The organism is Streptomyces sp. NPDC030820 (assembly GCF_055572075.1).
Genome location: NZ_JBVIEB010000007.1, coordinates 242678 through 256765 on the forward strand (window position 1 = coordinate 242678; position 14088 = coordinate 256765).

The window sequence follows — 14088 nt, forward strand, 5'->3', positions numbered from 1 at the left end:
TGGGGAAGGCTGACGGGGAGTTCCTCCAGTCAGGGGGGAGACACCACACGGGGAGACGGAGATGGCGCAGAACCAGGGACTCGGCTGGCTCCTGGACGATCTGACCGAGCGAGTGGACGACGTGCGGCACGCGCTGGTCCTGTCGAACGACGGACTGGTCACGGGCGCGAGCACGGGTCTACGCCGCGAGGACGCCGAGCATCTGGCCGCCGTGGCATCCGGGTTGCACAGCCTGGCCAAGGGATCGGGACGCCACTTCGGCGCCGGCAGGGTACGCCAGACCATGATCGAGTACGACGACGCGGTGCTGTTCGTGACCGCGGCAGGCACCGGCAGCAGCCTGTGCGTGCTCAGCGGCGCGGAGGCCGACATCGGCCAGATCGCCTACGAGATGACCCTGCTCGTCAACCGCGTCGGCGAGCACCTCGGCGTGGAGGCCAGGAAACCGGAGCGCCCCCCTCTCGCTGACGCATGACCTGCGGTTTCTTCTCGCGTCGCGGAGTTATCCACAGGGCCACCACGCCCTGGACCGAATTGGCTACGGTGTGTGCACGGCGAACGCACAGGGCGTGAGCCAACGACTCCACGGGGGAGTGCGACCATGTCGGCAACCACCTTCAGCCCGCCCCGGCCCACCATCTGCACCCCGAGCCAAGCCGCCCGGGAACTGGGCCTCAAACGAAGCGAGTTCGACCTCGCCGTGCACCTCGGCCACATCCGGACCGTGCCCGACGAGGGCGGGGGAGGAGGTCGCAGGGTGGAGCGCGCGGAGATCGACCGCCTCCGCGCGCAGGAGGGCTACCCGGACACCCTCCACGAGCGTGTGCGGGTGGTCGGCACCACCGAGGGAGCCTCGCTCATGAAGATCCCGGCCGGGCGGTTCACCCGCCTCGCCCGCCTGGGTCTGTTCGTGCCGGTGAAGTGGTATTTGAACCGGTACCGAGCCGTGGTCTGGCTGTATCTGGCCGAAGACCTGCGGAACTTCATCTCGGAAGCCGAGAACGCCCACCTGCTCAAGGGGCGCACCCCCGAGAATCTGCGGGGCCAGTTGGAGGCCGGGGTGGACCTGCGCGCCCGCAACTGGCGCGGACGCCACCTGGGGTTCCTGCTGCGGCGAGCAGAGGATCCGTGGGTCCGGGCCGGCGCCGTGGCGGCCTTCCTCTCGCCCGTCGAGATCGCCGATCTCGTCAAGGATCCGTACGACCGTGCCTATCTGCATCGGTTCCGGCCCGCGCCCCCCGGCACTCCGGGATCGCCTGCCGCGCACCTTGCCGAGCGAATCGCGATCGCGCAGGACGCGGACGAGATCGAGTGGCTCCGCAGCGAACTGGCCCGGGTGCTCGAAGAGGCGCGCGCCCTCTCGCCGGCCCCGCGCCCGGCCGCCCGGCGCGCCGCGCCGACCATGCGAGCTGTGGCACGGCCCGTCCCGCCCATGGCCCGCACGGTCACGCGGCCCACGGAGCCGACGGTGCCTGGAGCGGAGCCGACCGTGGCCCGGACTCGCGAGACACTGCTCGGACCGCCCGAGCCGGTCAGCGGGCGGGTGACAGCGGCGTCCGGCGCGAACGGCGGCCTGCTGCCCGGGCCGCCTGAGCCGAAGGACGAGCCCGTGGTCCGAGCCTTCGAGTGGCACCGCACGCCGACGGTGCCGGCGGCCGCGTCGTCGTCGACGCGCCGGGGACACCGCCGGGCCGAGCAAGCCCGGACGCGGACCGACCGCGGCCTGCGTGCCTGGCTGCGGCGGAGAAGCCCCCGGACCGCGCGGGCCTGACCCACCGGCCGCAGTGCCTGCCGGCGGCTCGCTATAGGGACCTGAACAGGCCCTCCTGGACAACCGAGACGAGCAGACGCCCCTGCAGGTCGTAGATGCGCCCGCGGGCCAGGCCTCGGCCACCGGTGGCGATCGGCGACTCCTGGTCGTACAGGAACCACTCGTCCGCGCGGAACGGCCGGTGGAACCACATGGCGTGATCCAGCGAGGCCATGTCGAAGTTCCGCGGCCCCCACAGCGGTTCGACGGGGATGCGGACCGCGTCCAGGAGGGTCATGTCACTGGCGTAGGTCAGCGCGCACGTGTGCACCAGCGGGTCGTCACCGAGTGGTCCGACCGCACGCATCCACACGGCGCTGCGCGGCTCGGCCCCCTTGACCTCCTCGGTGTTCCAGCGCAGCCGGTCGACGTAGCGGATGTCGAAGGGCTGGCGGCGCGCCATCCGCTCCAACTGCTCCGGCAGCGCGCCCAGGTGCTTGCGGATCTCCTCGGAGACCGTCGGCAGAGATTCCGGGTCGGGCACCTCCCGGGCCGGCGGCAGCTGGTGCTCGAACGGTCCTTCCTCGGGCTTGTGAAAGGAGGCGGTCAGATTGAAGATCGTGCGGCCCTGCTGCACGGCCGTGACCCGGCGCGTGGTGAACGACCGGCCGTCGCGGACCCGCTCGACCTGGTACACGATGGGCACGCCGGGGCGGCCCGGGCGCAAGAAATACGCATGCAGCGAGTGCACCGGGCGGTCGCCGTCCGTGGTGCGGCCGGCGGCGACCAGTGCCTGGCCCGCCACCTGGCCGCCGAAGACCCGCTGGAGCGACTCCTGCGGGCTTCGGCCACGGAAGATGTTGACCTCGATCTGATCCAGGTCGAGGAGGTCGACCAGTCGCTCGGCCGGGTTCGTCATCGGTGGGATTCTCCTTGGCTCACGCCTTGGGCCACAACTGGTCGAAAACCGCTCACAGCTGGCCCACGTCGGTGACGCGGACGACCGCACGGCCCTCGGCGTCCGAGGCCGCGAGATCGACCTCGGCGCTGATGCCCCAGTCGTGGTCGTCGTTCGGGTCGTCGAAGATCTGGCGGACGCGCCAGATGCCGTTCTCCGGCTCCTCGTTGATGACCAGCAGCTTGGGGCCACGGGCATCGGGGCCGGTGCCAAGGTCGTCGTACTCGTCCCAGTACTTGTCCATCGCCTCGCCCCAGGCCTGCGCGTCCCATCCGGAGTCGGCGTCCATCTCGCCGAGCTCCTCGACCTGGTCGAGGGCGGCCAGCTCCACGCGACGGAACATGGCGTTGCGGACGAGGACGCGGAAGGCGCGCGCGTTGGTGGTGACCGGCTTGACCTCGTCGGCCTTCTCCTGGGCCTCCTCGGCGGTCATCTCCTCCGGGTTCGCCAGCTGCTCCCATTCGTCCAGCAGGCTGGAGTCCACCTGCCGCACCATCTCGCCGAGCCACTCGATCAGGTCCTGCAGATCCTCGGACTTCAGGTCGTCCGGGATGGTGTGGTCGAGGGTCTTGTAGGCGCTGGCCAGGTAGCGCAGCACGATGCCCTCGGTGCGCGCCAGTTCGTAGAAGGACACCAACTCGGTGAAGGACAGCGCCCGTTCGTACATGTCCCGGATGACCGACTTCGGCGACAGCGGGTGGTCGCCGACCCAGGGGTGGCTCTTGCGGTAGGTGTTGTACGCGTGGAAGAGCAGCTCCTCCAGCGGCTTCGGGTAGGTGATGTCCTGGAGGCGCTCCATGCGCTCCTCGTACTCGACCCCGTCCGCCTTCATCGCGGCGACGGCCTCGCCGCGCGCCTTGTTCTGCTGGGCGACGAGGATCTGCCGCGGGTCGTCCAGAGTGGATTCGACGACGGAGACCATGTCGAGGGCGTAGGACGGCGACTCGGGGTCGAGGAGTTCGAACGCGGCCAGCGCGAACGTGGACAGCGGCTGGTTGAGCGCGAAGTCCTGCTGCAGGTCGACCGTGAGCCGGATGATCCGGCCCTCGGCGTCGGGCTTGTCGAGCTTCTCCACGATCCCGCCGTCGAGCAGCGACCGGTAGATCGCGATCGCCCGTCGGATGTGCCTCAGCTGCTGCCTGCGCGGCTCGTGGTTGTCCTCCAGGAGGTGGCGCATCGCCTCGAACGCGTTGCCCGGGCGGGCGATCACCGACAGCAGCATCGTGTGCGTCACCCGGAAACGCGAGGTCAGCGGTTCCGGTTCCGACTCGATCAGTTTCTGGAAGGTGTTGTCCGTCCAGCCGACAAAGCCCTCCGGCGCCTTCTTGCGCACCACCTTGCGCCGCTTCTTCGGGTCGTCGCCCGCCTTGGCCAGCGCTTTCTCGTTCTCGATGACGTGCTCCGGCGCCTGAGCCACGACGAGCCCCGCCGTGTCGAAACCGGCCCGGCCGGCCCGGCCCGCGATCTGGTGGAACTCCCGGGCGCGCAGTGTGCGCACCCGGCTGCCGTCGTACTTGGTGAGAGCCGTGAACAGCACCGTGCGAATGGGCACGTTGACGCCCACGCCGAGCGTGTCCGTGCCGCAGATGACCTTGAGCAGGCCCGCCTGGGCGAGCTTCTCCACCAAGCGGCGGTACTTGGGCAGCATGCCGGCGTGGTGGACGCCGATGCCGTGCCGTACGTAACGGGAGAGGTTGCGGCCGAACTTGGTGGTGAAGCGGAAGTTTCCGATCAGCTCGGCGATCTGGTCCTTCTCCTCGCGCGAGCACATGTTGATGCTCATCAGCGCCTGCGCCCGCTCCACGGCCTGCGCCTGTGTGAAGTGCACGATGTACACCGGGGCCTGCTTGGTCTCCAGCAGGTCGGTGAGCGTCTCGGTGAGCGGGGTGAGCTTGTACTCGTAGGAGAGGGGCACCGGGCGGGTCGCCGAGCGGACCACCGACGTGGGGCGGCCGGTGCGGCGCGTGAGGTCCTTCTCGAAGAACGACACATCGCCCAAAGTGGCCGACATCAGGATGAACTGCGCCTGGGGGAGCTCCAGCAGCGGGATCTGCCAGGCCCAGCCGCGGTCGCCCTCGGCGTAGAAGTGGAACTCGTCCATGACGACCTGGCCGACGTCCGCGTCCTTGCCGTCGCGCAGCGCGATCGACGCCAGGACCTCGGCGGTGCAGCAGATCACGGGCGCGTCGGCGTTCACGGAGGCGTCGCCGGTGAGCATGCCGACGTTCTCGGTGCCGAACAGCTTGCACAGCTCGAAGAACTTCTCCGACACCAGGGCCTTGATCGGGGCCGTGTAGAAGGTGACCTCGTCCCGGGCCAGCGCGGCGAAGTGCGCGCCCGCGGCGATCATGCTCTTGCCGGAGCCGGTGGGCGTCGAGACGATCACGTTCGCCCCGGAGACCACCTCGATCAGCGCCTCCTCCTGGTGGGGGTAGAGGGTGAGGCCGCGCTCCTGCGCCCACGACTCGAAGGCTTCGTACAGGGCGTCGGGGTCGGCGGTCGGCGGCAGCTGATCGATGAGGGTCACGCACCCATCTTGCCTGGCCTCGACCCCGAGAGGGGAATCGGCTGCGGGCAGGAAGATCACGACCGCTACGCTGTGGCGCCGACGACTGGTCAGCGCACCAGGTCAACTGGACAGCGGAACACGAGGAATGGGGCGGGAAGCGGCCATGATGGGACCAGCACACTCACTGTCGGGGGCCGCGGCCTGGCTCGGCGTCGGAGCGGCAGCCGCCGCGGCAGGTCACCCGATGCCCTGGCCGGTCCTCCTCGTCGGCGCCCTGATCTGCGCCGGCGCCGCGCTTGCCCCGGACCTCGACCACAAGGCGGCCACGATCTCGCGGGCCTTCGGGCCGATCTCGCGCTGGATCTGCGAGATCGTGGACAAGCTGTCGTACGCCGTCTACAAGGCGACCCGGATGAAGGGCGACCCGCGTCGCTCCGGAGGTCACCGGACGCTGACGCACACCTGGCTGTGGGCGGTCCTGATCGGCGCCGGGTGCTCGGGGGCGGCGATCGCGGGGGGCCGCTGGGCAGTGCTGGCGATCCTTTTCGTGCACATGGTGCTGGCCATCGAGGGGCTGCTGTGGCGGGCGGCGCGTGGCTCCAGCAGCGATGTCCTGGTCTGGCTGTTGGCAGCGACCACCGCGTGGATTCTCGCCGGCGTCCTGGACAAGCCGGGCAACGGCTCCGACTGGCTGTTCACGGCACCGGGCCAGGAGTATCTCTGGCTGGGGCTGCCGATCGTGCTCGGTGCGCTGGTGCACGACATCGGGGACGCGCTGACGGTGTCCGGCTGCCCGATCCTGTGGCCGATCCCCTTGGGCCGCAAGCGCTGGTACCCCGTGGGGCCGCCGAAGGTGATGCGGTTCCGGGCCGGGAGCTGGGTGGAGCTGAAGGTGCTGATGCCCGTGTTCATGCTGCTCGGCGGGGTGGGCTGCGCCGCGGCCCTCAACGTGATCTGAGGCGCCCGCCCTGGGTCGGTCGGCCGAGCCGCCTGCCCCTGATCGGTCGGCTGAGCGGTGGCTCAGGTCGCCTCGCCGGCCTCCGCCCCGCCGTACCGGCGCTCGAAGCGGGCGATGATCTCCACGTCGATCACCGGGTAGGTATGACCGTCGTCCCACTCGATGGTCTGCGCGCGCCGCGCGGTCGAGCGGGTCAGGAACGCGCAGCAGGCGGCGCGGTCACGGAAGACCACGGGGTGGTACTCGGGGTGCTTGTCCCGCTGCATGGGGGCTCCTCGTGCGGAGCGGTCGGGTCAGCCTGGCAGGGAGTCCTCGTCGACGATGTGCATCGCGGCCTCCTCGGCGGAGGCGGCGGCTCCGTCGATGCCGACATCGTTGGCGACGAGGGCGGCCTCCTCATCCTCGTGCGCCCCTTCGTCCGGTGCCACCAGGCGGCCGGAGCGGAGGTTGCCGACCTCGTTGTCGAGGAGTTCCCCGTCGGTGTCGTGGTCACCGATGTCGTCACCGTCGCGGGCGACGAGGTCGGGCTGCTCCTCGGCGAGCCGCTGGTCGAGGGTCTCGCCCGCCTGGCGTTCGGCCGCCGTCACCCCTGTGTGCTCCACCGCCCAGGGGCGCTCGGGCGGGGACCAGCCACGGTCGAGCGGGTCGTTGACGCCATCGAAATCCAGTGTGTCCTCGACGTCGAGCACCCCCGAGTCCTCCCGGATCTCCGAGGGATCGGGCTGGTAGACGTCGTCCCCCCAGCCGTCGACGCTGTCCACGAGTACCTCCAGATGGTGAGGACGGCCGGGTGCCACCGCAATGGGCGGCGGGCCGCCGGCACGCCTGGTACGAGGGTCACATATCGCGAACCGGGTGGTTCCGGGGCGTTCCCCGCACCGGTGCCGTTCTCCAGACTTCCACCCCTGCTCGGGACCGCGCAACGGCACGAGCACCGGTCAGTGCCCGCGCCCGGGTACCGGCACGGGTCCTACTCCACAGAGTGCCCACTCGCCGCGACCCGGATCAGCACAGAGCGCTCGCTCACCGCGTCCCGGTTCCCCGCCGGGCGCCCGTCCACGGGGGACAGGTCGTCGCGGGAACCGACAGCCGTGGCCAGGGCACCCGGCGGTGCTCCCCGGGTCACCGTGGGCAGCGCCGCCGCGATCGCGGGGACCGGCCTTGCCCGTAGGCACTGCGCCGCAGGACCGGTCGCCCGTGCGCTCGCCGGATCCTCACCCGTGCCAGGACCGCCACAGCGCCGCGTACGCGCCGTCCGCCGCGACCAGCTCGTCATGACTGCCCAGCTCGCTGATGCGGCCGTCCTCCACGACGGCGATCACGTCCGCGTCATGGGCGGTGTGCAGGCGGTGCGCGATGGCGACCACCGTGCGGCCGTCCAGCACCCGGGCCAGGGAGCGTTCCAGATGCCGGGCCGCGCGCGGGTCCAGCAGCGAGGTCGCCTCGTCCAGGACCAGCGTGTGCGGATCGGCGAGCACCAGCCGGGCCAGCGCGATCTGCTGGGCCTGCGCCGGGGTCAGCGCAAGACCGCCGGAGCCGACCTCGGTGTCCAGGCCGTCGTCCAGCGCCCGTGCCCAGCCGTCCGCGTCGACCGCGCCCAGCGCCGCCCACAGCTCGGCGTCTGTCGCGACGGTGCGGGCCAGCAGGAGGTTGTCGCGCAGGGAGCCGACGAAGACGTGGTGTTCCTGGTTGACCAGGGCGACGTGCGAGCGGACGCGTTCCGCGGGCATCCGGGACAGCTCGGCGCCGCCCAGGGTGATCCGGCCGTCGCGGGGTGCGTAGATCCCGGCGAGCAGTCTGCCCAGGGTGGACTTGCCCGCGCCCGAGGGGCCGACCAGGGCCAGCCGGGTGCCCGGGGAGACCTCCAGGGACACCTTGCGCAGCACGTCGACGCCCTCGCGGTAGCCGAAGTGGACCCGGTCGGCCCGTACGTCCCGTCCGTCCGGCGCCAGCGAGGTGTCCCCGGCGTCCGGCTCGATGTCCCGCACGCCGACCAGGCGAGCCAGCGACACCTGGGCGACCTGCACCTCGTCGTACCAGCGCAGGATCAGGTTCACCGGGTCGACGAGCATCTGCGCGATGAGGGAGCCCGTGGTCAGCTGCCCCACCCCGATCCAGCCGTTCAGGACGAACGCCCCGCCGACCATGAGGACCGAGCCGAGCACGATGACGTGCACGGCGTTGATGACCGGGAAGAGCACGGACCTCAGCCAGAGCGTGTAGCGCTCCCAGGCGGTCCACTCCTTGATCCGCCGCTCCGACAGGGCGACGCGGCGGGCGCCGAGCCGGTGCGCCTCGATGGTGTGACCCGCGTCCACCGTCTCGGCGAGCGCGGCGGCGACCGCGGCGTACCCGGCGGCCTCGGAGCGGTAGCCGGAGGGCGCCCGCTTGAAGTACCAGCGGCACCCGGCCACCAGTACCGGCACTGCCAGCAGCACCGCGGCAGCCAGCGGCGGAGCTGTCACGACGAGCCCGCCGAGCAGCAGCAGGGCCCACACCACACCGATCGCCAGCTGCGGCACGGCCTCGCGCATCGCGTTGGCCAGGCGGTCGATGTCGGTGGTGATGCGGGAGAGCAGATCGCCGGTGCCCGCCCGTTCCAGCACGCCAGGCGGCAGCCCGACCGACCGGATGAGGAAGTCCTCGCGCAGGTCGGCCAGCATCCGCTCGCCGAGCATCGCGCCCCGCAGCCGCACCTGCCAGGTGAACACGGCCTGCACGGCCAGCGCGAGCAGGAACAACCCGGCGGTCAGGCCCAGATGCAGCTCCCGCGACCGGTCGGACACCCGCTCGACCAGGCCGCCGAGCAGGTACGGACCCACCATGGAGGCGATCACGGCCACTGTGTTGACGCCGATGAGCAGCAGGAACGCCCGGCGGTGCCGGCGGAACAGCTCGGCGACGTAGGCGCGCACGGTCGCGGCCGCGCCGACGGGCAGGGTGGTGGCGGTCGTCGGGGCCGCCGGGTCGTACGCCGGTGGCGCAACGCCGATCATGCGCTCTCCTCGATCTCTTCCAGCTCCGGACGCGCGCCCACCAGGGCGGTCTCGTCGGCGCCGGCCAGTTCGTCGTCCGTCTCCCGGGTCACCACGGCCCGGTATCGCGGCTCGCTGTCGACCAGTTCGCGGTGCACACCGACCGCCACGACCTCGCCCTCGTGGACCAGGGCGACCCGGTCCGCGTGGTCGAGCAGCAGCGGCGAGGAGGTGAACACCACGGTCGTGCGTCCCGAACGCAGCCGGCGCAGTCCGTCCGCAATCCGTGCCTCGGTGTGCGAGTCGACGGCGGAGGTCGGTTCGTCGAGCACCAGCACCTCGGGGTCGGTGATCAGCGACCGGGCCAGCGCGAGCCGCTGGCGCTGGCCGCCGGACAGGGACCGTCCGCGCTCGGTGATGCGGGCGTCCATCGGGTCGGCGGCGTCCAGTGATCCCTGGACGAGGGCGTCCAGGACGTCGTCGCACTGCGCCGCGGCCAGTGCGTCCGCGGCCCGTACGGCTCCCGAGGCGGGCACGTCGAGCAGCTGGCGCAGGGTGCCGGACAGCAGCACCGGGTCTTTGTCCTGGACGAGGACGGCGGTGCGCGCGCTGTCCAGGGGGAGGTCGTCCAGGGCGACCCCGCCGAGCAGCACCGAGCGGCCCGGCTCGGTGGGATGGCCGCCCAGCCTCTCCGCGAGCCTGCCCGCCGCGTCCGGGTCGCCGCAGACCACGGCGGTGAGACGGCCGACCGGAGCCAGCAGACCGGTGGCGGGGTCGTACAGGTCGCCGCCCGGCGCCTCCACCTCGCGGGTGCCGTCGGTGGCCGTGGACCGCTCCAGCGACAGCACGCGGGCCGCCCGTTTGGCCGAGGGACGGGAGAAGGAGTAGGCCATCGCGATCTCTTCGAAATGGCGCAACGGATAATTGAGGACCATTACGGCGCTGTAGACGGTGACGAGTTCGCCGACGGTGATTCGGCCCTGGCGGGCCAGGTGGATGCCGTGCCAGACGACGGCGATGAGCAGCAGCCCGGGCTGCAGCACCTGGACTGCGGAGATCAGCGACCACATCCGGGCGCTGCGCACCGCGGCGTGCCGTACCTCCTGCGATGCGCGGCGGTAGCGGTCGAGGAACAGCTCCTCGCCGCCGATGCCGCGCAGCACCCGCAGCCCGGCGACCGTGTCCGAGGCCAGCTCGGTGGCCCGGCCCGCCTTCTCGCGCTGTACATCGGCGCGGCGCGTCGCCCGGGGCAGCAGCGGCAGCACCGCGAGCGCCACGACGGGCAGTCCGACGGCGACGACCACGCCCAGGGCGGGCTGGTAGACGAGGAGGCCGACACAGACCACGAGGACTGTGAGCGCGGCCGCGGTGAACCGGGAGACCGCCTCGACGAACCAGCCGATCTTCTCCACGTCGCCGGTGGAGACCGCCACCACCTCGCCGGCGGCGACCCGCCGAGTCAGGGCGGAGCCCAAATGGGCGGCTTTGCGGGCCAGCAGTTGCTGGACGCGGGCGGCGGCCGTGATCCAGTTGGTGACGGCGGCCCGGTGCAGGAAGGTGTCGCCGACCGCGATGCCCGTGCCGCACAGCAGCATCAGACCACCCGTCAGGGCGAGTTCGGTGCCGGAGCGCTCGACGACGGCGTCTACGGCACGGCCGACACAGAAGGGCAGCGCGGAGACGGAGACGAAGTGCAACAGGCCCCAGGCGAGCGACTTCAGTTGTCCGCCCAGCTGGTTCCGCCCGAGCCACCACAGGAATCGGGGGCCCGAACGTGCGTCCGGGACGCCCGGATCGGAGTATGGAAGGTCTTGAATCTGCATGACGTCCCAGTGGCTCGTGTCAGGAGGGGAGGGATGGTGGGAGGATCGGGGTGAAGTGGGGAGGCGGCGAAAAGCGGTGACAAGCCGTGAAAGGTTCGCGTCGCTGAGTGGTGAATTTCAAACGGTTTTTCTGACGGAGCAGCGAAATCCACCGGCTTCCGGCCACTGGCCGTAGGCCCGGTGTCGGCCTGGGTGGCCGCGGCCGGCTCTGATCGGGCAGGTGACCGGCAGGTCGACCGCGTGCATCCGGGCCGGCGGTGACGGCCCTTGTAACTCTTGTGGCGACGCTGGCGGCGTGCGCAACCGGCATCTCCGGCCGGCCCGCGTCGGCGGGGCGACCGGCTCCCGCGGCCAGATCTCCCGTGACTCCGGCCAGTTCGTCGTGGTCTACGGCGAGGGTGAGGACTCGGCCTACTCCAGTCGTGCTGTACGCGCGGGAGGGCCCGGAGTGGCGGCCGGTGACCAGCTGGCTTGCGCACAACGGCAGGAACGGCTGGAGCACGGACCGTCACCTGGGCGATGAGCGCAGTCCAGTCGACGTCCGTGTGCGTCAGCGTGTCGAGGACGCCATGGAGTTCCTGCTGCGCACGCTCGACCCGGGCCGGCATCCGGTCATGGTGATGGGAGACCGGGCGGAACCACGCGCCTGACGCACCGACACGGAAGCGGTCCGGCGGCCATGACAAGCCGAACCCGATCGCGATATCGACGCCCCGAAGGGGCGACTCGGCACGGCCCGCCCGACGTCCGATCGCGCCGTTCTCCCCGAGGCGTCATTGCGGGTCCGCCCCGACTGGCCGTAGAACACCGGCCATGAGAAGACGGATAGTCATGTCCATGCTTGCCGGAGCGGCTCTCCTGGCGAGTGCGCTGTTCGGCACCGGAGCCGCTGCAGCCCAAGCGGCCGACGTCCCGGCCGAGTTCGGTACCGACTGGCACGACCCGGTCACCGCGGCGCCGCCCGTCGAGCGGCCGCACTCCAAGTCGTGCCAGGTCACCCTCGCCGACGCCCAGTTCCGCGACTTCACGCCGTACCGGGGTGGGTACACCCCGCCCGAGGGCTGCGGCGACCACTGGAGCAAGGTCGTCCTGCGGCTCGACGGCAAGGTGAAGGGCCGTCAGTACGATCGCCTCGGCTATCTGCACGTCGGCGGGGTCGAGATCCTGCGCACCTCCACTCCGGAGCCCTCGCCCGACGGCATCGAATGGCACGTCGAGAAGGACGTCACCCGCTACAGCGACACCTTCCGCAGCCCGCAGGACGTCGAGATGCTGATCGGCAACGTCGTGAACGACACCTACACCGGCGTCATCGACGTACACGTCACCCTGACCTTCTACGCGGGCCGCCCCGCACAGCGGACGCCCGACCGCGTGCTGACCCTCGCCGACACGCCCGACGGTACGACCCTCACCACCCCGCGCAACAGCGAGCGGATCGTCGCCGAGGTCTATGCGACCGGTTCGGGCGGCGGCTGCGAGGAGTTCTGGTACCTGACCGTGGCCGACCCGGCGTCGTACTCCTGCAAGGCCGACCACGGCCCCTACCGCGAGGTGCAGATCAACGTCGACGGCCAACTCGCCGGAATCGCCGCGCCGTTCCCGAACGTCTGGACCGGCGGCTGGTCCGACCCCTTCCTCTGGTACGTCATTCCGGCGCCGGGCGCCTTCGACGTCCGGCCGATCGAATACGACCTCACCCCCTTCGCGGGCCTGCTCGACGACGGGCGTCCGCACCGCGTCGAGGTCTCCGTCGTCGGTGTGCCCGCGGGCCAGTCGGGCTGGAGCGCGCCGGTGAACGTCCTGGTCTGGCAGGACGCGCACCGGGCCCACGTGACGGGGGCGCTGACCGAGGACAAGGCCACGGACATCGTCAACTCCTCCAGCTACACGCCCGGGTCGGAGAACCGCGTGAACACCGAGGCCGGTCACCGGCTCATCGTGTCCGGATACCTCGACACCTCGCACGGCCGCGTGACCACCACCGTCACCCGGACACTCGCCAACACCTCCGTCCACCGGTGGACCGACGGCGAGAACACGGACGGACTGGACGCGACCTGGTCCGACGGTCAGGCGGTCAGCGTCGGCGGCGACGGTCCCGTGCGGACGACACACACCGATCGTACGTACACCATGAACGGTGAGACGACCATCGGTGCGGACGACCGGCTGCGCACCGTGCTGACGCTCGGCGACCGCGCGTCGGTCGTGGAGCTGCGGGACGGACGGCGCACCGCGTGGTCGCGGCTCGACGACACCTACAGCGGCGACGCGACGTACACCATCAACGTCCCGCGCGACCAGCGGCACGCGGTCGGCACGTCGAGCGAGCGCTATCGGCTGTACGGCTCCGACGGTTGCTACGACCGCTCGCTGACCACGGTTCAGGGAGTGCTGACGGAGGATCGCGACCGCTGTTGAGCACGGCGATGTGGAGAGCGCCGCTCGCGGGGTGATTCACATGGCTGGACGGGGAGATCGCGTTCGTACCCGACGAGGGGCCGGAGCCGGAGCCCGCGGGGCTGACCGCTTGGCGGAGGGCCGCGCACCGGGATCGGTGTGCGGCCCTCCGCGCTGTACGCGTCTTGTCGTGCACCGCGGCCGGTGTGACTCAGCAGCTCTTGTCGCCGTCCCCCTCGATGAGTGTGTCCAGCAGCACGCCGAGCACCTGACGCTCTTTCTCGGTGAGCGGAGCGAGGATCTCCTCGGCCGCCGAGCGGCGTGCGCCGCGCAGCTCGCGCAGGGTCGTACGCCCGTCGTCCGTGAGCGCGATCCGGGTCACCCGCCGGTTCGTCGGATCCGGTACCCGTCGCACCTTCCCGCTCGCCTCCAGCCCGTCGACCAGTGTTGTCACCGCGCGCGGCACCACCTCCAGACGTTCGGCGAGGTCGGCCATGCGCGGGGGTGAAGCGTAGTGCGCGAGGGTGCGCAGCAGCCGGGACTGGGCCGGGGTGACGCCCAGGTCGTGCCGTTCCAGATGGCGTTTCTGGATGCGGTGCACCCGGCGGGTCAGCCGCAGCAACTGCTCGGCGAGCAGGCCGTCGGAATCGGGGGTGGTCATGCGGGAACAATATCAGGATGCCGTTCATTGTGAGTATAGGTAACAATGAGC

At 71.0% G+C, this 14088-nt stretch carries 12 protein-coding genes; 5 read left to right on the forward strand and 7 right to left on the reverse strand.

Going from position 1 to position 14088, the window contains the following annotated elements:
* The first annotated feature begins 61 nt into the window (after positions 1-61).
* Both ACZ418_RS21175 and ACZ418_RS21180 read left to right on the forward strand, forming a co-directional pair.
* Positions 62-475, forward strand: coding sequence for a roadblock/LC7 domain-containing protein (locus ACZ418_RS21175; protein WP_468364959.1), 414 nt, complete (start codon positions 62-64; stop codon positions 473-475).
* 126 nt (positions 476-601) lie between these two features.
* On the forward strand, positions 602-1771 hold the full coding sequence (locus tag ACZ418_RS21180; RefSeq protein WP_468364961.1) for a DUF6397 family protein: 1170 nt from the start codon (positions 602-604) through the stop codon (positions 1769-1771).
* Between the two features lie 31 nt (positions 1772-1802).
* Here the strand turns inward: ACZ418_RS21180 and ACZ418_RS21185 are convergent, their stop codons facing one another.
* Both ACZ418_RS21185 and ACZ418_RS21190 read right to left on the reverse strand, forming a co-directional pair.
* Complete coding sequence (locus ACZ418_RS21185; RefSeq protein WP_468364963.1) at positions 1803-2669, reverse strand: acyl-CoA thioesterase; 867 nt, start codon at positions 2667-2669, stop codon at positions 1803-1805.
* 52 nt (positions 2670-2721) lie between these two features.
* Entirely contained in the window at positions 2722-5235 is a 2514-nt protein-coding gene (locus ACZ418_RS21190; RefSeq protein ID WP_468364965.1) for a DEAD/DEAH box helicase, read from the reverse strand.
* A 145-nt stretch (positions 5236-5380) separates the two neighbouring features.
* Between ACZ418_RS21190 and ACZ418_RS21195 the strand changes: the two genes are divergently transcribed.
* A complete protein-coding gene (locus tag ACZ418_RS21195; RefSeq protein WP_468364967.1) occupies positions 5381-6175 on the forward strand; it encodes a metal-dependent hydrolase in 795 nt (264 codons plus the stop codon).
* A gap of 62 nt (positions 6176-6237) precedes the next feature.
* Here the strand turns inward: ACZ418_RS21195 and ACZ418_RS21200 are convergent, their stop codons facing one another.
* From ACZ418_RS21200 to ACZ418_RS21215, 4 genes are all read right to left on the reverse strand, one after another.
* Complete coding sequence (locus tag ACZ418_RS21200; protein ID WP_468364969.1) at positions 6238-6441, reverse strand: 50S ribosomal protein L31; 204 nt, start codon at positions 6439-6441, stop codon at positions 6238-6240.
* 27 nt (positions 6442-6468) lie between these two features.
* Positions 6469-6936: a DUF5709 domain-containing protein gene (locus tag ACZ418_RS21205; RefSeq protein ID WP_468364972.1), complete on the reverse strand. Its 468-nt coding sequence runs from the start codon at positions 6934-6936 to the stop codon at positions 6469-6471.
* 453 nt (positions 6937-7389) lie between these two features.
* A complete protein-coding gene (locus ACZ418_RS21210; RefSeq protein ID WP_468364975.1) occupies positions 7390-9171 on the reverse strand; it encodes an ABC transporter ATP-binding protein in 1782 nt (593 codons plus the stop codon).
* Positions 9168-10973, reverse strand: a complete 1806-nt coding sequence (locus ACZ418_RS21215) for an ABC transporter transmembrane domain-containing protein (RefSeq protein WP_468364977.1) — start codon at positions 10971-10973, stop codon at positions 9168-9170. Before ACZ418_RS21215 ends, ACZ418_RS21210 begins: the two co-directional genes overlap by 4 nt.
* Before the next feature lie 422 nt (positions 10974-11395).
* Between ACZ418_RS21215 and ACZ418_RS21220 the strand changes: the two genes are divergently transcribed.
* Complete coding sequence (locus ACZ418_RS21220) at positions 11396-11623, forward strand: hypothetical protein (RefSeq protein WP_468364980.1); 228 nt, start codon at positions 11396-11398, stop codon at positions 11621-11623.
* A 163-nt stretch (positions 11624-11786) separates the two neighbouring features.
* Positions 11787-13397, forward strand: a complete 1611-nt coding sequence (locus ACZ418_RS21225; protein ID WP_468364983.1) for a peptide-N4-asparagine amidase — start codon at positions 11787-11789, stop codon at positions 13395-13397.
* Positions 13398-13587: 190 nt separating this feature from the next.
* Here ACZ418_RS21225 and ACZ418_RS21230 read toward each other — a convergent pair whose 3' ends face one another.
* Positions 13588-14037 (reverse strand): MarR family winged helix-turn-helix transcriptional regulator, encoded by a 450-nt coding sequence (locus tag ACZ418_RS21230; RefSeq protein WP_468364986.1) that lies wholly within the window; start codon positions 14035-14037, stop codon positions 13588-13590.
* Positions 14038-14088: the final 51 nt, after the last annotated feature.